Consider the following 22,196-nt stretch of genomic DNA (forward strand, 5'->3'; position numbering starts at 1 on the left):
GGTGTTATCTCGCTATCACCCGCGCCACGCACCGAGACCGCTCAATGGCAGCTCTTTGTAATGGAGTTGACCATGACCACCGAGCCCCCCTTCCATCACGCACAGATCGTTCGTTCCTTGCCGACCTGGTGCAAGGCCCTGCCCGCCCAGCGCGTGCCCGACCTGCTGAGCCGGCTGCGCAAGGACTATCTCCAGGCCGATGGCAGCGCCCACGCCTGGTACACCAAAGCCAGCGCCGAGGATCAACAGGCTCTGAACACTGCCATCGACCGCCGGGACGCCAGCCGCAGGACCCTCCAGGATGCGCTGAAGCCACTCAAGGGCATCACTGACTTCTGCAAGCCACTGCTCGAAGCGCGCTTGGGCATCGATCAGCCCGTCGATCAGGCGCAGTACCACTTCCAGCCGTTCAGGCAAATCATCGAGGTGCTCACAGAAACGACCGCCGCCGTTGCCGCACAGACTGACACAGCACGCTATGAACGCGACCCCGAGGGCAAGCCGCGCAGGCTCAGCCTGCTGGAAGCGGCGCTGCACAATTTCGAAAGCGCGGACGAAGCCGGCCCCTTCAGTACCTTGCAGCGCAGCAAGAACGACGCCAGCCCGGTGACAGGCCCCGTGGCCGGGCTGACCGCTGCCGGATTCGTCAAAATCTGCCGCGACCTGGACCTTGGTCGGCAGTACCAGACGCATCTCAGCGCCCTCTATGACGGTCCTGCCTCGGCCTGGATCCAGCGCCTGTCCATCCAGGCCAGCCAGGACGAGCTGCGGGTCCAGGCATGGATTGCCCGACTGCGTGAAAAGGTGAGCGACGCAGGGCATGCTGCGCTCATGCAACTGTGCGAGAACGCCGCCAAGCCGAACTCCCAAGGCCACACTCTGAAATGCTGGCGCGTCAACCTGTTCAAGACGCCCCTGAACGAAGTGTTGGTGATCGGCCCGGACCAGGTGGAGGGGACCAACCCGTGCATGGTCTACATTCCCGGCGCACCGGATGCGCCTTTGCAGGAGTATCCGTCGGCGAGCCAAGCGGCAAGCGATCTCGCCAAGCGCATGCAGGACACTGACCTGTTGCGCTTGATGATCGGCTTCGCCCCTCACAACCTGCAAGGCGAGTTGACCACCAAGCTGCGTCAGGCCTTGTTCGTCCAAAAGCGCTTGTTCGGACGCAAGGTCCGGCTGAACAAGAAGGCGCCCAGGCTCCTCTATGAGCGCGTGGCATTGCCCGATGCTCCCTGGGTCACCCTGCACCGCGACCACGTACGCCGACTCAAGAGCGATGCCGCCAGCATTGCGGTACCCACCGCCGATGCCGATTCCAAGTCGCGCCTGGAGCGTCTGGAGCACTGGCTGTCGGTGGGGCTGGACGTGCTTAACGTCGCGGCGATGTTCGTTCCGCTGCTCAACCCGATCATGATGACCATCGGTGCAGCGCAAATCATGGGCAGCGTGTTCCATGGCATCGAAGCCTGGGAGGACGACGATACCGCCCAGGCCCTGGCCCAGGTGGAATCCATCGCGGTCGACATCGCCAGCGCAGCAACCCTTGGTGCCGGCCTCAAGGCACTGAAGGCGTCGGGCTTCGTCGATGCCCTGCAATCGATCCGACACGATGGGGAAGAACGCCTGTGGCGCCCTGATCTTACGGCTTACCAGAGCCCTGTCGAGCTGCCTGCCGAGCTGTCTGCCGATGCTCAAGGCCTGTATACGCTGGACGGTAAGCACTACGTACGCATAGAAGGCCATATGTATGCCCTCGAACAAAGCGAGCACGGCGAGTGGTCCCTGCTCCAACCCGATTCCACCGATGCCTACCGTCCGCGCCTGAGCCATAACGGCCACGGTGCTTGGCGTCTGACCCTGGAACAACCGCTGGACTGGAGCGATCTTCAACTGATGCGTCGTCTCGGGCCTGTGACCGACGGGCTGGAAGATACCGACCTGATCACGGCCATGGCTGCCACCGGTACCGATGCCGATGTGCTGCGTCGCGTGCACATCGATGGACAACGGCCACCGGCGCTGCTCATCGACGCGCTCAAGCGTTTGCGCACCGACCAGGAGACTGACGATGTCATTTCCCGTGTGCGCCACGCCAAGCCGCTTGCCGCCTACAAGCACTATGCGCTTCCGGCCCTGCCCACATTGGCAGGCTGGCCTGAGGATCATGTGATCCTCGCTTTCGAAGGCGCAGAGTCAACCGGTAACGCCACTCGATATGGCGCTGCACAAACCGCTGGCGAGGTGCAAATCAAGATTACGCGCACCGAGCTGGAACAGGGCCAACTCAGTCAGACGGTCATATCGCAGATGGCCCCGCAGGCCATCCGTGCGCTACTGTCGGGCCATAACGTGAACGAACAAAACGCCTCGGCCCTCAACGAGATCCTGGCCAATCATTTGGCGGGCCAGCGCGCGTCAATGTTCGAAAGCCTCTATAAAAGTCGCCAACCGGCCTTGAGTGCGCCAGCCCAAGTGTTGGCCCGTCAGTTTGGTGGCTTACCCGTCGATGCCCTGGACGCGATCATCGACAACGCCAGCGCCACCGAAAAACAGCGCCTGGCAGCAGGCCGCGTGTCGTTGCGCATCGCCGAGGAAGCACGGCGCCTTCAGGCCCGTGCGCGGCTGGATCGGGCCTTGTTGGGGCTTAATCGGGCAGACCTGGCCAACGCCGACAGCCAGCGCCTGGCTGACGCCTTGGCGGTGGAACAACCCGATGCCAGCCCGGATGAACGTCTTGCAGCGGCGCAGGCAGACCGGAACCTGGCAGCTCGATTGATAGGCCAGCAACCGATCAAGCCTCGTTGGCGCTCGCCGATGCGCCTGAGCGACGGGCGGGCGGGCTATCCGCTGAGCGGCAGATTCCGTTTTTCCAACCTGCTAAGAAGCGGCAGGGACGCTATCCATACCCACCTGCAAAGCCTGTATCCGGGGCTCAACCGGGAGCAGATCCGTACGCTGGCCCGAGACATGGCCCGCCACGGCGATGTTGCGGGGCAAATCAGGGTGTTGGGTGAACAACGCACCACCCTGGCCGAAACGCTGCAAAACTGGACCGATACGGGCACGGAGGATGAATACGATAACCGCCGCAGGCTCAGCCGCCTGCTCAACCGCACGTGGAGCCGCGAGGGTGGTCAGCACCTGCATCTGGACTATCTGGTGCTCGATACCCTGCCTTCGTTGCCAGTCCCGTTTCCCCATATCACCGAGCTCTCCATGGACAGTGTGCATTTGCAGACGATTCCAGAGGACTTCCTGCAGAGCTTTCCGAACCTGCAACGGTTGGAGCTGGCCAATAACCCGCAACTGGACACACGCGCCCTGTTCCGGGCACTGCGCAGCGCGCCAGGGCTACGAGCGCTGGCCCTTAACCGCACACCGCTCCAGCAACTGGATGCAGCGGCCCGCGAGGTACTGGGCGCCATGCGACACCTGCACACGTTGCACATCTCCCATGCCGGTTTGACCCTGAGCGTTGCCGACATGCAGATGCTGGCCAGGCTGCCGCTGCAGATACTGCAACTCAACACCAACGCCATCGACCTCACCCCCGGCTTGGCAGCGCATTTCAGCCAGATGACATCGCTGCGCGAACTGAGTCTCTCGGACAATCCACTGGGAAACGCCCCGCTGCTGGGTGAACTGCACAATCTCGAAGGGCTCTACCTGGACGACTGCCTGCTCACCCAATGGCCGACCGGCCTGACCGAACTGATGGAGCGGCAAGACTGCCGATTGCGCGACCTGCAGCTGAGCAACAATCACATCACCGAGTTCCCGGCGCTTGAGCGGATCCTGCAAAGCCACTTCGTCAACGAATTGCGCACCGGCAGGCGCTTGATCATCTGGACCTTCTTCGACAACGGTATCCCCGAAGAGACGGCCGAGCGCTTGCGTGGAGCAGGCGTCAGGATTCTGGAAACACGCGAGCTGCTACCTCAGCCCCCGGCGGCGAACGTGCCCGCAGTGCCCCCTGAAGTCGCGCCGGTGCAGTGGCTGGCTAACGCGACCGACGCGCAACGCGAATTGTGGAACCACATGTTCGAGGATGGCGCCTACCCGTACCTACGTGAGGTCATCGAGCGCTCCGGACGCTCGGCACAGGCACGGACCAGCCCGCAAGGGTTGGCCCGGCAAATCTGGGGGTTGCTGGAAACGGCGAGCCAGGATGAACACTTGCGTGCCCATCTGGATCGGATCGCCAGTGAGTTCCCGACCACCTGCGGCGATGCGGCTACCGACGGGCTGAGTACCCTCGAGGTAGAAGTCTTGGCGTATGACGAAAGCACCGATGGTGAGGTTGCCGGGCCACGCTTGTTCACCTTCTACGGTCGCCTGTACCGGCGCCACCAAGTAAACAAGCTGGCATCGCGTATCTATGCAACCCGGCTGAAACGTCAGGCGCAATACCTTGAATGGAAAAACCTCCCAGCCATGCAGAGGGGGCCTCTCCCAGCACTTCCTCCCCTCGATCCGCTGGATGACATCGGTCTGGAGCAATTGGGGCAAAGCCTGGTCGATGACATCGAAATACGCTTGGCCTTGCGTCAGGCAGTAGCTGCTCGGCTGGAATTTCCAGAGCCTAGCCACGAGATGCTCTACCGTCAGACCGCGATGATCTCCGATCACACGGCGGACGAGGTGGTGAACGCCGTCGAACGGTTCGAGGAGGACGAAAAAAGCGACGGGCCGCGGCAGGTCTGGATCGCCACAGAGCCGAGCTGGCAGCGGTTTCTCAAAGATCGCTATGCCCAAGACTTCGACGCCCTGACCAAGCGCTGGCAGTCAGGCCTGGATTACCTGGAGTACTGCATGGATTCTGAAGCGGAGCCTGTCGAATTTCTGGACGAGGCCGTGATCAAGGTGCTGGAGCCCGTATTGCCAGAGCAGCCATTGGATGCAGCTGGCCAGCCGCGCCGGGTAGCGGTCAACGAGGGCGTGCATCTCAAAGCGACCAGTGTACTGCTCAAAGCTCGTCGGGAAGAGGAAGAGGCCCTGCTGCTCGAGCTGACCAAGCAACAGGACCCGAACGCTCATTGACCGCGGAGGTCTTCGAAAAACGCGTGCCGGCCAGCCACCTGGCCGGACGCGCGAGGCGCACCCGCCGACTCGCCGTTGGCGGCTTCCACGTGCCAATAGCAGTGCCTGACCGCGCGGGTCACCGCGACATAGGCCAGGCGCTGCACCTCTTCCTTTTGCGCCGTGTCGAACGGCTGGGCATCACCGGCACGCCCCAGACCGGCCATGCGGTACGCCTGGTTCTTGTACGGCGAGCTGGTCAGGTACTGACAGTCGCCGAGCATGAATACGGCATCGGCCTGCAACCCTTTAGCGCTGTGATAAGTGAGCTGGCGCAGCCGACGTTGGTCGGGCGGCAAGCTAGAATCAGCTTTATAAACAGACGATAAATGCTGCTCTATCAAAGACTTATCCGAACTTCTTCGAAACAGCATCATCACCGTTTCGCCACGCGCGTAATGCTCCATCAAGGTCTCGGCCAGGGCTGCCTCATCGCGGTCGAAGACTTTGACCGGCGACAACGGCAGCTCGGCGGCCAGACCACTGGCCTTGGCCTTCTTGCCGGTGATGGCCGGCGCGCCTTTGACCAAGTGCTCGGCGGCATCGATGATGTGCTGCTGGCTGCGGTAGTTCTCCACCAACATGACTCGGGTATTGGCCGGTGACGGAAACGCCTTGGTGAACTCCATGAAGTATTTCGGCGAGCTGCCCCGCCAGCCGTAGATCGATTGCCAGTCGTCCCCCACGCACATCAATGAACTGTGACCGGCGTTGCACCCGAGGTGCATGGCCGGGCCACGTCGGCGGATCTCGGCCAGGCTCGCCCGTAGCCAACTGACGATCTGCGGGGAGACATCCTGGAACTCGTCGATCATCAGGTGCGCCAGCGGGCGCAGCAGCGGGTCGGGCAACAGGCGCAAGTTCTCCGGATTGTTCTCGCCGAACAGGGCGAACATACGGTTGTAGGTCATTACCGGTGGCGACTGGGCCAGCAGGTGCGCCTCCAGGGCTTTCCAGAACAATGCCAACGCCTCGAAGAACGCTGCATCACTGTCATCGGCCGAGAAGCTCATGCCGGCCACCGCAGTGTTCACTTCCAGCCCCAGGTTCTCGATGAAGCTGGCGGCTGCGACGAACGCATCCAGAAGCGGCGCCGGTGCCAGCTCGCCTTTGACCTTGTACTCAAAGCCGGGGCCCGCTATCGCATCACCGGCCAGCGAAGCTGCCAGGCGCTTTGCGGAGGTGTAATTGTCTAGCCATATCAGTGGCTTATCGCAGAAAGCTTGAAACAACGTTCGCTTTACAGCCCACTCCGCCCGCACCCCGAGCTTGGCGCCGGGGCGTTGGTACTGGGCACTTTCGGATGGGTCGAAACCGAGCACCACCCAGGCGTCCAGCCCTTCCAAACGGCCATGCACATGAAAACGACTGCCACGGATCTGCACCGTGTCGCGACAGGGCTCGATGCCTTTGATCGGCCAGGCCCCCGCGGCGAACCACAGGTCCTCGATCACGTCGCACAGTTCTTCGTCGCGCTGGGCCGCCAACTGGGTCACTTGTCCGCGCTTCTGCACATCGGGGTGGTCGGGGTCCAGGGGTTTTAGCTGCAATGCCTCCCGGCGCAACGTGCCGATGAGCTCGGCGAAGCGGGGGCTGGCTTGCAACAGATCGCGGTAGCAGAGATTGAGCTGTTGGCGCTGGGCATCGTTCAGGCGCAGGTCGAACGGGTTGCCGTCGGCGTTGGCTTCGCCACCTGCGGGCAGTTCCTGGCCCAGGGTCTCGAAGGCCCGCAGTTGGCCGAAGCCTGGCAGGCTGCGCACCAACGGCAGGATGCGGGAATGGAAGGTGCGCACCAGTTCCCGGGCCTGGGCTGGCTGCAGGTCGAGCTGCCACAGGGCAAAGACCTGCACCAGGCGCTTGATGAAATCCTTGCGCGATTCGCGAGTGAAGGTCACCACGGTCATGGCGTCCAGCTCATAGCCCAGGTAATGGCGCAGCAACAGGATGCGCAGCACCAGGGAGGTGGACTTGCCCGCGCCGGCGCCGGCCACCACACAAGTGGAGGGGGTGTCGCTGAAGATCAGCTTCCACTGGGCGGCGCTGGGTTGGGCCGAAGCTGGCAGGCGCTGGGCAACATCAGCCTTGAAGCGTTTTTTCAGCTCGGCGGTCAGTGGGAGACGCCAGTCGTCGAACAGGTTGGAGTCCTGGCCGGGAACGGCCGCCGCCTCGGGGCGCAGGTCACGAATCACCAGCACCTGGCGCCCCGCCTCATAGCCCTCGACGCGGCCACGCTCGTAGCCTTCACGCAGGCCATCGGCATGGCCGCTGCGCTGGCCGGTGACATGGCCCAGGAACCAGGAGTCGCGGTGCTGTGCCTGCAATCGGGTCAGGCCGCGGCCCAACAGGCGGGCGGCCAAGCGGCGAAACCAAGGCAGTTGGGCGGGTGGCGTCAGCTCGGCCGGAGCCGGGGGATGCTCGTGGGACACAGTCACTCCGTTGAAGATCGAATCAGCGGGCCATGTTCACCTCATCCGTAAAAAATCGCCAGCGAATGCTTTCAGATCAGGGTATTAGGCGATGAATCGCATGTATTTGCGCACCTAAAAGAATCTAATAAATAGATAAAAACAAGCCGATATTTACGCTTATTTTCGATCTTTGTTTGGCGCATCATGACGCCATTCCATCCATTCAAGGAGCACGACCATGCTGCAACTGCGCCCGTTCGAAAGCCTCGGCCACGCCAACCACGGCTGGCTCGATGCCCATCATCATTTCTCGTTCGCCGAGTACTACGACCCAGCGCGCATGAGCTGGGGCAACCTGCGGGTCTGGAACGATGACTTGATCGCGGCGGGCAGCGGCTTCCCGCCTCACCCGCACCGCGACATGGAAATCATCACCTATGTACGTGAAGGCGCCATCACCCACCAGGACAGCCTGGGCAACAAAGGCCGCACCGAGGCGGGGGACGTTCAGGTGATGAGCGCAGGCACCGGGATCGTGCACAGCGAGTACAACCTGGAAAAGGTCGACACTCGGATCTTCCAGATCTGGATCATGCCTGAGCGCGTCGGCGAAGCGCCTTCCTGGGGTACCCGGCCCTTCCCCAAAGGCGAGCGCGGCGAAGGTTTCGTGACCCTGGCCAGTGGCCGGGACGGCGATGAAGACAGCCTGCACATCCGCACCGACGCGCGCCTGGTGGCCGCCACCTTGCGTGCCGGTGAAACCGCCGAGTACCGCTTCGACGCCGGCCGCCGGGGCTACCTGGTGCCAGCCAAGGGATTGGTCGAGGTCAATGGGCTCAGGGCCAAGGCGCGTGATGGCGTGGCCATCGAACAAGAAGACGTGCTGCGGGTCATTGCGATCGAGGACAGCGAAATCGTCCTGGTGGATGTGGCCTGACTCCGGCCTTCACGCCCGAAGTAGGCTGACGGTGAAACCCCAAGCGTTCGGCGAAACAGTACGCTGAACGCGCTGGGGCTTTCATGGCCCACGTCCGGCGCGAGCTCACCGGATGCGATTAATCAGATGCTCCGCTCAAAGCGGACCGACTGTCGAAGGGCTCAGCGGGTTTGCAGGAAACTCATGACCTGCTCGGCCGCCGCTGCCGGGTCTTCCTGCATGAAGCAGTGCCCTCCGGCCACCTGCTGGGCACTCACCTGATGGTTCAATGCGGCCAGCCGCTGCACCGAGTGGGGTACGAAGGGATAGGTATGTTCACCGTAAAGGATGCGGGTGGGGGTCTGGATCCGCGTCAGATGGGTCCACATCCGCTCGGGAAACGAACTGAAGATTTCGACCTCGCGGCTAGGCCGGCACTTGAGCACGACACCTTCACCACATTCACCGATGGCATGCTCCACATAGGCGTGCAACGAGGCATCGGTCCAGCCTTTGAAAATGCCACGCCCTTGCAGCGAGGCCAACGCCGCCTCCCGATCCGGCCAGTGGCTGCGGCGGGTCGCAGCCTTGCGTGCCAGGGCATGGCGACGGTGCAGCCCGACCAGCGCGGCGGCACCCATCACGCCGATCATGCGACGGCTGAACAGCACCGGGTCCAGCAGCACGGCGCGCTCGAACAGGCGCGGCTCAGTGGCCAGAATCAGGCCGGTCAGCACCCCGCCAAAACTGTGCCCGACCGCGAAGCGGGGCACGTCGCCGTATTCGCCGCGTCCAGCGTCGAAGGCTTCCACCGCCAGCGCCGCGCTGCGATTCCACCCACGAAACACCCCGCCGTGGTCACTGTCGCCATGCCCCTGAACATCACTCAGCCACAGATCGAAGTGTTCACCCAAGTGCATCAGCAAGGGCTGGTAGGCCAGGCAGCAAAAACCGTTGCCGTGCATGAAGTGCAACAAGGGCCGCCCGCTGGCTGGCGAGCGCCAGCCACGCAAGGTGAAACCTTCGGAGCTTTCGTGGGACCAGGGAATCAACTGCATCGGCCTTGTGTACTCATCGGTTCAGGAAAACGCCGATTCTACAAATAGCAGCGGGTACAGCGAAATCACCAGCAGCAAGGCCATCAGGACATTGAACAGCATCAGCCAGCGCGGGTTCTGCAGGAAGTTGCGCAAAGCACTGCCAAACATCACCCAGATCCCGACGCTGGGCAAATTGACCAGTGCGAACAAGGCTGCGATGACGATCACGTTGAGCACATAGCCCTGGGCCGGCGTATAGGTGGTAATCGCCCCCACTGCCATCACCCAGGCCTTGGGGTTGACCCACTGGAACGCCGCCGCCCCCCAGAAGCCCAGAGGCTTGCGTGTGTGTGCGGCATCGCCGGAGATCGGCCCGGAGGTGGCGATCTTCCAGGCCAGGTACAGCAGATACACGGCGCCCGTGTAGCGCAGGATGCTGTACAGCGCCGGCCAGGCAGTGAACAACTGGCCCAGGCCGAAGCCCACGCCCAGCACCATCACCATGAAGCCAATGCTGATACCCAGGGCATGAGGGATCGACCGGCGCACACCGAAGTTCACCCCCGAAGCCAGCAGCATGGTGTTGTTCGGCCCTGGGGTGATCGATGAAACGAAGGCAAAGAGCACGAAGGCGGTGAGCAGATCGGCTGATCCAAGCATGGCAGGCTTCCACAAAGGGTTGTTGTGTTGTCACACTAGCCGAGCGCTTTTCTGCGCGACCCGTACAGTTGCAACAAATTGCACCGATACACATGACTGTATCTGCTTCAAACGACTTGCCCTGCCCCCTCAAGGACGTCTGCACATGAGCTTGACCATTCGCCCTGCCGTGCGTACCGATGCTGCGCAAATCCTCGCCTTCATCACTGAGCTTGCCGAATACGAACGCGCGCGCCATGAAGTGGTGGCCACCGTTGCCGACATCGAACACAGCCTGTTCGACGAAGGCAGCACCGTCCACAGCCTGATCTGTGAGCGCGACGGTGTGGCCATTGGCTTTGCCGTGTACTTCTACAGTTACTCCACCTGGCTTGGACGCAACGGCATCTACCTGGAAGACCTTTACATCACGCCCGAACAACGCGGCGACGGCGCCGGGCGGCAAGTTTTGCGGCACATTGCCCGCGAAGCCGTGGCCAAAGGCTGCGGGCGTATGGAGTGGAGCGTGCTGGACTGGAACGAGCCAGCCATCGGTTTCTACAAGTCCCTCGGCGCCGAGCCTCAGGATGAGTGGGTGCGTTACCGGCTCGATGGGGAGCGGTTGGCGCAATTTGCTGCGCAGACCTGAGACCCCGGGGCCGCGTCCCGGCCCTTACCCGTCCGGGACGCCTGGCGTCCATGTGTCCTGATCGATGATGCATGGCCACATATCATTCCGCTTGATAATAACCTTCGCGCCGTTCGATTCGTTCCCCGCGCGCAAGACTCGCAGAATCCGCCCACTATCCAATCATTGGCGGAGTTCTCCATGGAACAATCACTCAAACCCCTGCGCTTTCCCCTCGCTGCCCTGGCAGTGCTGGTGATCGCCGCGTGCGGTCGTACTCCGGAGGCTGTACAGGCTCCTGCCGCGCCCAAGGTCAGCGTGGCCAAGGTGATCGAGCAGCCGATCAACGAATGGGACGAGTTCACCGGTCGCCTGGAAGCGCCGGAAACCGTCGAGGTGCGTCCGCGAGTCTCCGGCCAGATCGACCTGGTGGCTTTCACCGAAGGCGCCCAAGTGCAAAAAGGTGACCTGCTGTTCCAGATCGACCCGCGTCCGTTCCAGGCCGAGGTACGCCGTCTGGAGGCGCAACTGCAACAAGCCCGCGCCACGGCGCTGCGTAGCGAGAACGAAGCCCGTCGTGGTGAACGCCTGCGTGACAGCAACGCGATTTCCGCAGAGCTGGCCGAATCGCGCAGCAGCGCCGCCGCCGAGGCTCGCGCCGGCGTCGCGGCGATCCAGGCGCAACTGGACCTGGCCCGCCTGAACCTGAGCTTCACCCGAGTGACCGCGCCGATCAGCGGCCGTGTCAGCCGCGCCCAGTTCACCGCCGGCAACATCGTCACCGCAGACGTCACGCCGCTCACCTCCGTGGTTTCCACCGACAAGGTCTACGCCTACTTCGACGCCGACGAGCGGGTCTACCTCAAGTACACCCAGCTGGCCCGCGACGGTCAACGCGGCCAGAGCACCCCGGTGTACCTGGGCCTGACCAACGAGACCGGCAATCCGCACCTGGGCCAGATGAACTTCGTCGACAACCAGGTCAACCCACGCACCGGCACCATTCGTGGCCGCGCGGTGTTCGACAACCGCGACGGCCGGTTCACTCCCGGCCTGTATGCCCGCCTGAAGCTGGTCGGCAGCGCCAAGTACGACGCCGTGCTGATCAACGACGAGGCCGTGGGCACCGACCTTGGCAAGAAGTTCGTACTGGTCATGGACAAGGACAACAAGGCCGCCTACCGCGCTGTGGAACTTGGGCCCAAGCTCGAAGGCCTGCGGATCGTGCGCAGCGGCCTGAGCAAGGATGACCGCATCGTGGTCAAGGGCCTGCAGCGCGTACGCCCCGGCTCGCCGGTCACGCCACAGGAAACGCCGATGGCCAGCGAAGAGACCCTTGCCACCCTGGCCCGCCAGCGCCAGGCCCTGGAAGCCAGCAACAAGGCAGCACCGGCCGTCGCCGGCGCTCGTGAAAACGTCGCCAGTGCCCAGGCACCGCGCGGTTAAGGGACCCCACCGATGAACTTTTCGAAATTCTTCATCACCCGGCCGATTTTCGCCGCCGTGCTTTCGCTGGTGCTGCTGATCGCAGGCTCCATCGCGCTGTTCAAGCTGCCGATCAGCGAATATCCGGAAGTGGTGCCGCCTACCGTGGTGGTGCGCGCCAACTTCCCCGGCGCCAACCCCAAAGTGATCGGCGAAACCGTCGCCGCACCGCTGGAGCAGGCGATCACGGGCGTCGAGAACATGTTGTACATGTCCTCGCAGTCTACCGCCGACGGCAAGCTGACCCTGACCATCACCTTCGCCCTGGGCACCGACCTGGACAACGCCCAGGTGCAAGTGCAGAACCGGGTCACCCGGACCCAGCCGAAGCTGCCCGAAGAAGTGACGCGCATCGGTATCACGGTCGATAAGGCCTCGCCCGACCTGACCATGGTCGTGCACCTGACCTCGCCGGACAACCGCTACGACATGCTGTATCTGTCCAACTACGCCATCCTCAACATCAAGGATGAGCTGGCGCGCCTGGGGGGCGTGGGTGACGTGCAATTGTTCGGCATGGGCGACTATTCCCTGCGGGTCTGGCTCGATCCGAACAAGACCGCCTCGCGCAACCTGACTGCCAGCGACGTGGTGGCGGCCATCCGCGAACAGAACCGCCAGGTCGCCGCCGGCCAGCTGGGCGCCCCGCCCGCCCCTGGCGCGACCAGCTTCCAGTTGTCGATCAATACCCAAGGCCGCCTGGTCAACGAGGAAGAGTTCGAGAACATCATCATCCGCGCCGGCGAGAACGGCGAGATCACTCGCCTGAAGGACATCGCCCGGGTAGAGCTGGGCTCCAGCCAGTACGCCTTGCGCTCGCTGCTGAACAACCAGCCGGCGGTGGCGATCCCGATCTTCCAGCGCCCGGGGTCCAATGCCATCGAAATCTCGGACGAAGTTCGCGCCAAGATGGCCGAGCTGAAGAAGGACTTCCCCGAGGGGATGGACTACAGCATCGTCTATGACCCGACCGTGTTCGTTCGCGGCTCCATCGAGGCCGTAGTGCACACCTTGTTCGAGGCCCTGGTGTTGGTGGTGCTGGTGGTGATCCTGTTCCTGCAGACCTGGCGCGCCTCGATCATCCCGCTGATGGCCGTGCCGGTATCGCTGATCGGCACCTTCGCGGTGATGCACCTGTTCGGCTTCTCGCTCAACGCGCTGTCGCTGTTTGGCCTGGTGCTGGCCATCGGGATCGTGGTGGACGATGCCATCGTCGTGGTGGAGAACGTCGAGCGCAACATCGGCCTGGGCCTCAAACCCATGGAAGCGACGCAAAAGGCCATGAGCGAAGTGACCGGGCCGATCATCGCCACCGCGCTGGTGCTGTGCGCCGTGTTCGTGCCGGCCGCGTTCATCTCCGGCCTTACCGGGCAGTTCTACAAGCAGTTCGCCCTGACCATCGCCATTTCGACCGTGATTTCGGCGTTCAACTCGCTGACCCTGTCGCCGGCCCTGGCCGCGGTGCTGCTCAAGGACCACCACGCGCCCAAGGACCTCTTCTCGCGGTTCCTGGAAAAACTGCTGGGCAGCTGGCTGTTCGCCCCGTTCAACCGCTTCTTCGACCGTGCAAGCCATCGTTATGTTGGCGGTGTGCGCCGGGTCATTCGTTCCAGCGGTATCGCCCTGTTCGTCTATGCAGGCTTGATGGGCCTGACGTACCTGGGCTTCTCGTCCACCCCGACCGGTTTCGTCCCGGCCCAGGACAAGCAGTACTTGGTGGCCTTCGCCCAACTGCCGGACGCCGCCAGCCTCGACCGCACCGAGGCGGTGATCAAGAAGATGAGCGAGATCGCCCTGGAGCAACCTGGCGTAGCCGACTCGGTGGCCTTCCCTGGCCTGTCGATCAACGGCTTCACCAACAGCCCCAACAGCGGCATCGTGTTCACCCCGCTCAAACCCTTCGACGAGCGCAAGGACCCGAGCCAGTCGGCGGCCGCCATCGCGGCGGCGCTGAACGCCAAGTTCGCTGACATCCAAGACGCCTACATCGCGATCTTCCCGCCGCCGCCCGTGCAGGGCCTGGGCACCATCGGTGGCTTCCGCCTGCAGATCGAGGACCGTGGCAACCTGGGTTACGAAGCGCTGTACAAGGAAACCCAGAACATCATCGCCAAGAGCCATAACGTGCCGGAGCTGGCAGGTCTGTTCACCAGCTATCAGGTCAACGTGCCTCAGGTCGATGCCGCCATCGACCGCGAAAAAGCCAAGACTCATGGCGTGGCGATCAACGACATCTTCGAGACGCTGCAGATCTACCTGGGCTCGCTGTACACCAACGACTTCAACCGCTTTGGCCGCACCTACCAGGTCAATGTCCAGGCCGAACAGCAGTTCCGTCTCGACGCCGAACAGATCGGCCAGCTGAAGGTACGCAACAACCTGGGCGAGATGATCCCGCTGGCGACCTTCCTCAAGGTCAGCGATACCTCGGGACCTGACCGGGTGATGCACTACAACGGCTTCATCACCGCCGAAATCAACGGCGGTGCCGCGCCCGGCTACAGCTCCGGCCAGGCCGAGGCCGCCATGGAGAAACTGCTCAAGGAAGAACTGCCCAACGGCATGACCTTCGAATGGACCGACCTGACCTACCAGCAGATCCTGGCGGGCAACACCGCGCTGTTCGTCTTCCCGCTCTGCGTATTGCTGGCCTTCTTGGTGCTGGCCGCCCAGTACGAGAGCTGGAGCCTGCCGTTGGCGGTGATCCTGATCGTGCCGATGACCCTGCTGTCGGCCATCACCGGCGTGATCATCTCGGGGGGTGACAACAACATCTTCACCCAGATCGGCTTGATCGTGCTGGTGGGCCTGGCGTGCAAGAACGCCATCCTCATCGTCGAGTTCGCCAAGGACAAGCAGGCCGAGGGTCTGGATCCGCTGGCTGCGGTGCTGGAGGCGTGCCGCCTGCGTCTGCGTCCGATCCTGATGACCTCGATCGCCTTCATCATGGGTGTGGTGCCGCTGGTGTTCTCCTCCGGTGCCGGCGCTGAAATGCGCCATGCCATGGGGGTGGCGGTGTTCTCGGGGATGATTGGCGTGACCGTGTTCGGCCTGTTCCTGACGCCGGTGTTCTTCTTCCTGATCCGCCGTTTCGTCGAACGTCGCCAAGCCCGCAAGGCCGAGCGCGCCCACTCGCTGGAGAGCCATGCATGAACCTGCTCAAACCCCTGACCCCGAGCCTGCTGGCATTGGCCCTGGCGGCCTGCGCGGTGGGCCCGGACTACCAGGCGCCGGCGACCGAGCCTGCGCACCTGGACGCCGAACTGCCGACCAAGGCCTTGGACCGCAGCCGCTTCGAGAGCATCTGGTGGAAGCAGTTCGACGACCCGGTGCTCAACCAACTGGTACAGGCATCGCTGGAAGGCAACCGTGACCTGCGCGTGGCTTTCGCCAGGCTCAAGTCAGCGCGCTCGATTCGCGAGGACGCCGAGAACGACCAACTGCCGGTGGTGACCAGCCGCGTCAGCAGCGACATCGGCAAAGGCCAGATCCCTGGCCAGACCGAGCAGCGAGTCAACAGTGAGCGCTATGACCTGGGCCTGGACATGGCCTGGGAGCTGGACCTGTTCGGCCGCATCCAGCGGCAAATCGAGGCCAGCCAAGCGCAGGAGGAGGCTGCTGCGGCCGACCTGCAGCAGTTGCAGGTCAGCCTCATCGCAGAACTGGTGGACGCCTATGGCCAACTGCGCGGCGCCCAACTGCGCGAGAAGATCGCCTTGGCCAACCTCAAGACCCAGCAGGAGTCGCGCAGCATCACCGAGACCCTGCGCGATGCCGGGGTCGGTAATGACCTGGACGTGGTTCGCGCCGATGCCCGCCTGGCCGCGGTGGAAGCGACCGTGCCACAGTTGCAGGCCGAACAAGTGCGCGCCCGCAACCGCATCGCCACCCTGCTTGGCCAGCGTCCGGATGCGCTGAGCGTGGACCTATCGCCCAAAGCCTTGCCGGCGATTGCCAAGGCCTTGCCGGTGGGTGACCCCGGCGAACTGCTGCGCCGCCGCCCGGACATCCGCAGTGCCGAACGCCAGCTGGCAGCGGCCACGGCCAACGTCGGTGTGGCCACCGCGGACCTATTCCCGCGGGTGAGCCTCAGTGGATTCCTGGGCTTTACAGCGGCGCGTGGGTCGCAGATCGGCTCGTCGGCGGCCAATGCCTGGGCTTTGGGGCCGAGCATTACCTGGGCGGCGTTCGACCTGGGCAGCGTCCGGGCCCGCCTGCGCGGCGCCAAGGCCGATGCCGAGGGGGCGCTGGCCAACTATGAACAGCAGGTGCTGCTGGCCTTGGAAGAATCGGCCAATGCTTTCAGTGATTACGGCAAGCGTCAGCAACGGCTGCTGGCGTTGATCCGCCAAAGCGATGCGAGTCGCAAGGCGGCTGACTTGGCGTCGGTGCGGTATCGGGAAGGGACTGTCGATTATCTGGTGCTGCTCGATGCGGAGCGGGAGCGGCTCAGTGCCGAGGATGCGCAGGCGCAGGGTGAGGTTGAGCTTTATCGGGGCATTGTGGCGATCTACAAGGCTCTGGGGGGCGGGTGGCAGCCTGAGGGGCAGGCGGTGGCCAGCGTTCGCTGAGGTTTTTCTAGGACTCCTTTGGTTGGTTCCTCCCCAACCGTTTGCCCTGCTGGCCTTTGGTCTGCGGGGCTTTTTTTTGAGGGGCTTGGGCTTTCAGGCTGTGTGAATATCCGGGTTTGGTGGGGGCGCCACCGGCGCTTTTCGCCTTTACGGCGACCTACTTTTGCTCTTGGGCAAAAGTAGGCAAAAACCGCTGGCTCCCACATCCCGATTACATCGAGATGTTCTATAACCCTAAACGCCGACACAGCAGTGCTATGCAGCTGTCTCCAGTAGAGTATGAGAAACGCTATTTCCTGAGCTTGGAGAGTGTCTAGAAAACCAGGGGCGATTCAGGGTTCTACGGCGTTATCCATTCATAAAGCCTGCGCTTTGGGGCGTGAGGAAGAATGCAAGGAAGCAAAATTTGTGGAAGGCGGAGCGTTGGTAGGTGGACTTTTCGCGAGCATAGGAGGTGGCGCTGTCGGCGGTAGCGGTGCTCAACTTATGTGCGTCACTTTTGGGGTATCGCCGGTTGGAAGGTTGGTTTGTACCGTTGTAGGTGGAGCAGTAGGCGGCTCGGTATTTGGTAGTTATGGTGAGGAGTTTGGGGCGTTGGCAGGAACTTCGTTATACGAAGGGTATCGTTGATGACAACTGCAGGATTAATAGGCTTGCTCATTTTGTCGTATATGGTTACGACGATTCTTTTGTTGGTTTATGTATCTTGGCGATACTTGAGCTACATCGAGTCGTTGATGCCGAGAAGCTTGGAGGTGATTTCCGCTAGGCAGGCTTATGCTGAGGCAGGAATGCCGGGGAAGATGATACGTCTGGTCTCCATTTGTATGATGCTTGCCTCTTCTAAATCTTATATAAAAAGAGGGTTGGTTGATGCCGAGGATATCAGGATCTTTCCGATAACGATAAAGCGAAGGCTAATCGCGCTTCTCTATTCAATTTACTTTATGCTTGGACTGATACTAGCTGCGAGTTACTTCTGGCCGAAGTGAACAGGCTGTGCTCGCTTAGGCGCTGGGCAGAAATTTATGAACTTTCGCATTTGATGACCCTGTGTAGAGACTGCTTTAAATTCTGTGTTGATAAAACTCCTAGCCCAATGCGCTTTATGGTTATGTTTCCGCATGGAACCATGCAGCATGGTGTTATGCAGATTTTTAGAGTCTTTGGTGTCAAAGAGAGTTAGAGCCGCAAAGGGGCGCAATGCGCCCCAAAACGCCACCGATCAATGCCTCGGCTCCAGATCCCCGGAATACAACTCATCCTCCGACTCTTCCGAAGCCGGAATCTTATGCTCCTCAGCCGCCCAGGCGCCCAGGTCGATCAGCTTGCAACGATCAGAACAAAACGGCCGAAACGGGCTTTTCTCGCTCCATTCCACAGGGGCCCCGCAAGTCGGGCAGTCAACGGTCAATGGCTGGCTCATGGCTGGCCTCCTCGTAAAGTCAGGTAAAAGTGATGCAGACGATCGATCTGCTCATGCAACCAGCCCAGGTCTCGGTCGTTGACCACCACGTCATCGGCATGGCGCAACCGCTCCTCGCGGGCGGCCTGGGCCTTGAGAATCGCCTGCACCTGTTCCGGGCTGGTGTTGTCGCGGGCCAGGGTGCGTTGGATCTGCAACTCCTGTGGCGCATCGATCACCAGCACACGCTGGGTCTTCGCGATCTGGCCGGACTCCACCAGCAGCGGCGATACATAGATCGCATAAGGCGATTCCGCCTTGGCCAGGTAGCTGAAGATTTCCTGGCCGATCAGCGGATGCAGCAACGCCTCTAGCCATTGGCGCTGAGCGGGGTCTGCGAAGATCAGCTTGCGCAGGGCTGCGCGGTCGAGCTGGCCGTCCTCCTGCAATACGCCCGCGCCGAAGCGCTCGACGATACTCGCCAGCGCCGGCCGGCCAGGCTCCACGACCCAACGCGCCGCCTGGTCGGCATCGACCAGATGTACACCCAGCTCGACGAATCGCTCGGCCGCAGCGCTTTTGCCGCTGCCGATGCCGCCGGTGAGCCCGAGAATCCAGGGGGTAAATGCCGCAGTGGTCATCAGTGTCCAAACAGTTGCAGGTAGGAGACGTACATTTCATCACCCCAGAGCACTGCGATCCAGCCCGCAATGGCCAGATACGGCCCAAACGGCATGGCCGACCCCATCGATGCTCGGCGCAAGCGCAACAGGCACAGCCCAATCACCGCCCCCACCACCGATGACATTACCAGCGTCAACGGCAATACCTGCCAACCGCCCCAGGCGCCGATCAAGGCCAGCAACTTGAAGTCGCCATAGCCCAGCCCTTCCTTGCCAGTGAGCAGCTTGAATAGCCAATACACCCCCCACAGGCTCAGATAGCCGATGGCCGCACCCCAGAGCGCATCGGGCAAAGGCGTGAACAGGCCAAAGGCATTGCACAACAGCCCCAGCCAGAGCGTGGGCATCACCAGTACGTCGGGCAGCAGTTGGTGGTCTGCATCGATCAAGCTCAGGCTCAGCAGGCACCAGGTCAACAACAGGGCGAACAACGCTTGCAGCGACGGCCCGAAATGCCAGGCCACCACTATCGAAAGCACTGCACAGCCCAGCTCCACCAACGGATAACGTGCATCGATGGCAACCTTGCACGCCGAGCAGCGACCGCGCAGCCACAGATAGCTCAGTACCGGGATGTTCTCCCAGGCGCGAATGCGATGGCCGCAATGGGAGCAGCGCGAGGCCGGCAGGCACAGGTCGAAGCGCTCATGCGTCACCACCGGCAGGCCCAGCACCTCCTGCGCCTCGCGCTGCCACTGACGCTCGAGCATGATCGGCAAGCGATACGCCAGCACATTGATGAAGCTGCCGAGCAACAGCCCCAGCAGCCCGGCGAAGGTCAGAAACAGCACCGGCTGATTGGCGAAAACAATCCAAAGATTCATGTCAGACCAAGTTACCCAGCTGGAAGATCGGCAGATACATGGCGACCACCAGGCCACCCACCACCACCCCAAGGACCAGCACGATGGTCGGCTCCAACAGGCCGGTCAACTGGTCGAGTGCCTGGTTGACCTGTTCCTCATAATGGGCCGCGGCCTTGTTCAGCATCTGGTCCAGCGTGCCACTGGACTCACCGATCGCCGCCAACTGCACCAGCATCGGCGGAAACAACCCATCCGCTTCCATCGCCTGATGCAGCCCCTGGCCGTTGCCCATGGCCTGGCGCAGCCGCCCAATCGCCTGTTCATGCACCGGCCCACCGCTCACCGCCGCCACCGTGCCCAGCGCATCGAGCAGCGGCACCCCAGCCCCATAGGCCGTGCCCAGGCTGCGGGAAAATCGCGCCAACGCCGCTTCGGCCAGCAACGTGCCGAGCACAGGCAAGCGCAACACCTGGCGAGATATCCACAGGCGGGCAGGGGCATGGCGTTGATACAGCTGGCGCAACGACACACCCAACATCACAAGCGCGCCCAGCAACCACGGCGCATGCCGCCCCAGCGCTGTGGATAAGTCGATCACCCATTGCGTGAACGGGGGCAGCGCCGAATCGAAACTGGCGAACAACCCCTGAAACCGCGGCACGACCTCCAGCAACAACAACGCCGATACCCCCAAGCCCGTCAGCAACAGCAGCAGCGGATACAGCATCGCCTTGCGCACCCGCCGCTGCAGCGCCCGGCGCCGCTCCAGCAGGTTGGCGAGTTGCTCGAGCTGCCGATCCAGCGTGCCGGACTGCTCACCCACCCGCACCAGGTTGCAATACAACCGGTCGAACCACCTCGGGTGACGCTGCAGCGCATCGGCCAGGCCCAGCCCTGCGCCCACATCCTGTTGCAATTGCGTCAGCAGCCGCCCCAGGTGTTCATCCCCACCGCTGCGCCCCATCACCTCGAATGCCTGCAACAGCGGCACCCCGGCCCTGAGCAAGGTCGCCAGTTGCCGGCTGAAGCCCGCCGCATCCGCCTTGTCGCGCCCAGCGCGCCAGCGCCACTGCACCCGGCTCGCCGGCCGCACGCGGGCAGCGCGGATGCCCTGGCGCTGTAACTCGGCCCGCACGAACGCCTGGCTGCGCCCCTCGGTGCGGCCATTGATCTTGTTGCCGTTGATGGTGGTGCCTTCCCAGGCGTACATGCGTGTCGAATGGCTCATGCAAACGTCCTTAATTGCCGCCCCGACAAGCCCCGTAACAGCTTGTCGCGTCCCTGACCGGGCGGGTTTCCCTGTTGATCACTAGAGTAGTCCAGCGAGCCCGGTCACCTGACGGGCAGGGGTGACAAAAGGTGTCGGTTCGGCTCTACTGCGCGCCTGTCTGCCCGGGGGCCGAGACTGCAACCCAGGCATAGCCGTATCAACAAGGAAAAGCGTTCATGAAAGGGCAACGGGGCATCACCCTGATCGAGCTGATGATTGTCGTGGCGATCATCGGCATCGTGGCGACCATCGCCATACCCATGTACACCAACCAGCAAGCCCGCGCCAAAGCCGGCGCCGGCCTTGCGGAAATCTCCGCACTCAAGACCGCAATGGACCTGCGCCTGAACGAAGGCAAGGACGTCACCGACGTCACCGCCCTCGGTGGCCAGCCCAGCACCGCCCACTGCGCCATCACCGCTCGCGGCACCGCCGCCGATGGCACGGCCAGCATCACCTGCACCCTCGCCGAGGCCCCCGCCAACGTGCTCGGCAAAACCCTCACGCTCACCCGCTCCGCCACCGGCTGGACGTGCACCACCAACGTCGAAGCAGACCTCGCCCCGACCGGGTGCAAGGCCTCCTGACCCAGGCGCCGGGGGAGGGGGAATAAGCGAGGCGAAACAGGCGTTTGCGTAACCGCCACGGCAGTGGTAGCGTTGCGCTCACGCCGGTGTAGCTCAGTCGGTAGAGCAGCGCACTCGTAACGCGAAGGTCGCAGGTTCGATTCCTGTCTCCGGCACCAAACATCAAGGCTTGCAGCAATGCAGGCCTTTTTTGTGCTTCGAAAAAGTGTGGCGCTGAGCGGGTTCGTGTCGCCCGCTGAAACTTCACACACCCAACCTGCGACTGCCCTACTCATCCCAGAGCCTGCACGATCCCTGTGTGAGCGGGTTCACCCGCGAACACGGGCGCAGCCCGCGCCATCCAATACATCATCTCTGGTTAAAGGTGGGCCGCTGACGAGCTAATCGTTTTCTATCGCTCTCACTACCCACTGCGGGCTGCGGCAATCTAAACACTAATTGGCACAATTCCCGACAAACGCCGCGTGCTTGGGAATCTGGAATGCGCCTGTGGATAACTAGCGTGAAGCCATTACGGTTCATGACTTTCTGCCTCTTTGGAGTATCCACAGTCTTCGGGCCGCCCAATGAGTGCTGTCGCTAATAGGAGGACGCTTTTGCTCACTAACAGGGCTGCATCTTAGTCCCTCGCTAGCTGGTCAAAACTGGCTGCTTTCGACCCTGCCAGCCCGACGAC

At 62.6% G+C, this 22,196-nt stretch carries 14 protein-coding genes, 1 tRNA gene and 2 pseudogenes; 9 read left to right on the forward strand and 8 right to left on the reverse strand.

What is annotated here, in order from left to right:
• Window positions 1-72: 72 nt before the first annotated feature.
• Entirely contained in the window at window positions 73-5,043 is a 4,971-nt protein-coding gene (locus tag R6G97_RS07275; RefSeq protein WP_317847947.1) for a dermonecrotic toxin domain-containing protein, read from the forward strand.
• On the opposite strand, the gene R6G97_RS07280 is transcribed toward R6G97_RS07275, so the two are convergent.
• A complete protein-coding gene (locus R6G97_RS07280) occupies window positions 5,037-7,508 on the reverse strand; it encodes a UvrD-helicase domain-containing protein (protein WP_317847948.1) in 2,472 nt (823 codons plus the stop codon). The genes R6G97_RS07275 and R6G97_RS07280 overlap by 7 nt on opposite strands.
• Window positions 7,509-7,728: 220 nt before the next feature.
• Here R6G97_RS07280 and R6G97_RS07285 point away from each other — a divergent pair, with 220 nt between their 5' ends.
• Complete coding sequence (locus R6G97_RS07285; protein WP_043214056.1) at window positions 7,729-8,427, forward strand: pirin family protein; 699 nt, start codon at window positions 7,729-7,731, stop codon at window positions 8,425-8,427.
• 11 nt (window positions 8,428-8,438) lie between these two features.
• Here R6G97_RS07285 and R6G97_RS24920 read toward each other — a convergent pair.
• The 3 genes and pseudogenes from R6G97_RS24920 to R6G97_RS07295 all read right to left on the reverse strand — a co-directional run.
• Window positions 8,439-8,534, reverse strand: a pseudogene (locus tag R6G97_RS24920) (AraC family transcriptional regulator); the annotation flags it as partial.
• 54 nt (window positions 8,535-8,588) lie between these two features.
• Window positions 8,589-9,464 (reverse strand): alpha/beta fold hydrolase, encoded by an 876-nt coding sequence (locus tag R6G97_RS07290; protein ID WP_317847949.1) that lies wholly within the window; start codon window positions 9,462-9,464, stop codon window positions 8,589-8,591.
• Between the two features lie 21 nt (window positions 9,465-9,485).
• The gene (locus tag R6G97_RS07295; RefSeq protein WP_102081731.1) at window positions 9,486-10,106 is read right to left on the reverse strand and encodes a LysE family translocator; all 621 of its coding nucleotides are present in this window, start codon (window positions 10,104-10,106) and stop codon (window positions 9,486-9,488) included.
• Window positions 10,107-10,251: 145 nt separating this feature from the next.
• Between R6G97_RS07295 and R6G97_RS07300 the strand changes: the two genes are divergently transcribed.
• The 5 genes and pseudogenes from R6G97_RS07300 to R6G97_RS07320 form a co-directional block, all read left to right on the forward strand.
• Window positions 10,252-10,734 (forward strand): GNAT family N-acetyltransferase, encoded by a 483-nt coding sequence (locus tag R6G97_RS07300; protein WP_043214063.1) that lies wholly within the window; start codon window positions 10,252-10,254, stop codon window positions 10,732-10,734.
• A 180-nt stretch (window positions 10,735-10,914) separates the two neighbouring features.
• Window positions 10,915-12,159: a multidrug efflux RND transporter periplasmic adaptor subunit MexE gene (mexE, locus tag R6G97_RS07305; RefSeq protein WP_043214066.1), complete on the forward strand. Its 1,245-nt coding sequence runs from the start codon at window positions 10,915-10,917 to the stop codon at window positions 12,157-12,159.
• A 12-nt stretch (window positions 12,160-12,171) separates the two neighbouring features.
• Window positions 12,172-15,351, forward strand: a complete 3,180-nt coding sequence (locus tag R6G97_RS07310) for an efflux RND transporter permease subunit (protein WP_317847950.1) — start codon at window positions 12,172-12,174, stop codon at window positions 15,349-15,351.
• Complete coding sequence (locus R6G97_RS07315; protein ID WP_102081732.1) at window positions 15,348-16,769, forward strand: efflux transporter outer membrane subunit; 1,422 nt, start codon at window positions 15,348-15,350, stop codon at window positions 16,767-16,769. Before R6G97_RS07310 ends, R6G97_RS07315 begins: the two co-directional genes overlap by 4 nt.
• A 209-nt stretch (window positions 16,770-16,978) precedes the next feature.
• Window positions 16,979-17,086, forward strand: a pseudogene (locus R6G97_RS07320) (IS3 family transposase); the annotation flags it as partial.
• 908 nt (window positions 17,087-17,994) lie between these two features.
• Here the strand turns inward: R6G97_RS07320 and yacG are convergent.
• Genes yacG through R6G97_RS07340 form a run of 4 tightly spaced genes read right to left on the reverse strand, consistent with a single transcriptional unit; the run spans window position 17,995 to window position 20,891 of the window.
• Entirely contained in the window at window positions 17,995-18,195 is a 201-nt protein-coding gene (gene yacG, locus R6G97_RS07325) for a DNA gyrase inhibitor YacG (RefSeq protein ID WP_043209639.1), read from the reverse strand.
• Window positions 18,192-18,815: a dephospho-CoA kinase gene (gene coaE / locus R6G97_RS07330; protein ID WP_043209638.1), complete on the reverse strand. Its 624-nt coding sequence runs from the start codon at window positions 18,813-18,815 to the stop codon at window positions 18,192-18,194. Before coaE ends, yacG begins: the two co-directional genes overlap by 4 nt.
• Window positions 18,815-19,681 carry a prepilin peptidase gene (locus R6G97_RS07335; RefSeq protein ID WP_043209636.1) on the reverse strand — a complete coding sequence of 289 codons (867 nt, stop codon included), beginning with the start codon at window positions 19,679-19,681 and terminating at the stop codon, window positions 18,815-18,817. Before R6G97_RS07335 ends, coaE begins: the two co-directional genes overlap by 1 nt.
• 1 nt (window position 19,682) lies before the next feature.
• Window positions 19,683-20,891 carry a type II secretion system F family protein gene (locus tag R6G97_RS07340; RefSeq protein ID WP_043209633.1) on the reverse strand — a complete coding sequence of 403 codons (1,209 nt, stop codon included), beginning with the start codon at window positions 20,889-20,891 and terminating at the stop codon, window positions 19,683-19,685.
• 218 nt (window positions 20,892-21,109) lie between these two features.
• Between R6G97_RS07340 and R6G97_RS07345 the strand changes: the two genes are divergently transcribed.
• Together R6G97_RS07345 and R6G97_RS07350 are read left to right on the forward strand one after the other, a co-directional pair.
• The gene (locus R6G97_RS07345; protein WP_317847951.1) at window positions 21,110-21,520 is read left to right on the forward strand and encodes a pilin; all 411 of its coding nucleotides are present in this window, start codon (window positions 21,110-21,112) and stop codon (window positions 21,518-21,520) included.
• A gap of 82 nt (window positions 21,521-21,602) precedes the next feature.
• A tRNA-Thr gene (locus tag R6G97_RS07350) sits at window positions 21,603-21,678 on the forward strand.
• The last annotated feature ends 518 nt before the right edge of the window (window positions 21,679-22,196 follow it).

Origin of the sequence: Pseudomonas sp. HTZ2 (assembly GCF_033173945.1) — a bacterium.
GTDB classification, from domain to species: domain Bacteria; phylum Pseudomonadota; class Gammaproteobacteria; order Pseudomonadales; family Pseudomonadaceae; genus Aquipseudomonas; species Aquipseudomonas guariconensis.

Bases quoted from the DNA above. Each gene is read 5' to 3' on its own strand.
- R6G97_RS07290 (WP_317847949.1), bottom strand. From the start codon at position 9,464: ATGCAGTTGATTCCCTGGTCCCACGAAAGCTCCGAAGGTTTCACCTTG.
- R6G97_RS07345 (WP_317847951.1), top strand. From the start codon at position 21,110: ATGAAAGGGCAACGGGGCATCACCCTGATCGAGCTGATGATTGTCGTG.
- R6G97_RS07315 (WP_102081732.1), top strand. From the start codon at position 15,348: ATGAACCTGCTCAAACCCCTGACCCCGAGCCTGCTGGCATTGGCCCTG.
- R6G97_RS07285 (WP_043214056.1), top strand. From the start codon at position 7,729: ATGCTGCAACTGCGCCCGTTCGAAAGCCTCGGCCACGCCAACCACGGC.
- R6G97_RS07300 (WP_043214063.1), top strand. From the start codon at position 10,252: ATGAGCTTGACCATTCGCCCTGCCGTGCGTACCGATGCTGCGCAAATC.
- R6G97_RS07275 (WP_317847947.1), top strand. From the start codon at position 73: ATGACCACCGAGCCCCCCTTCCATCACGCACAGATCGTTCGTTCCTTG.
- R6G97_RS07340 (WP_043209633.1), bottom strand. From the start codon at position 20,891: ATGAGCCATTCGACACGCATGTACGCCTGGGAAGGCACCACCATCAAC.
- yacG (WP_043209639.1), bottom strand. From the start codon at position 18,195: ATGAGCCAGCCATTGACCGTTGACTGCCCGACTTGCGGGGCCCCTGTG.
- R6G97_RS07335 (WP_043209636.1), bottom strand. From the start codon at position 19,681: ATGAATCTTTGGATTGTTTTCGCCAATCAGCCGGTGCTGTTTCTGACC.
- R6G97_RS07310 (WP_317847950.1), top strand. From the start codon at position 12,172: ATGAACTTTTCGAAATTCTTCATCACCCGGCCGATTTTCGCCGCCGTG.
- R6G97_RS07295 (WP_102081731.1), bottom strand. From the start codon at position 10,106: ATGCTTGGATCAGCCGATCTGCTCACCGCCTTCGTGCTCTTTGCCTTC.
- coaE (WP_043209638.1), bottom strand. From the start codon at position 18,815: ATGACCACTGCGGCATTTACCCCCTGGATTCTCGGGCTCACCGGCGGC.
- mexE (WP_043214066.1), top strand. From the start codon at position 10,915: ATGGAACAATCACTCAAACCCCTGCGCTTTCCCCTCGCTGCCCTGGCA.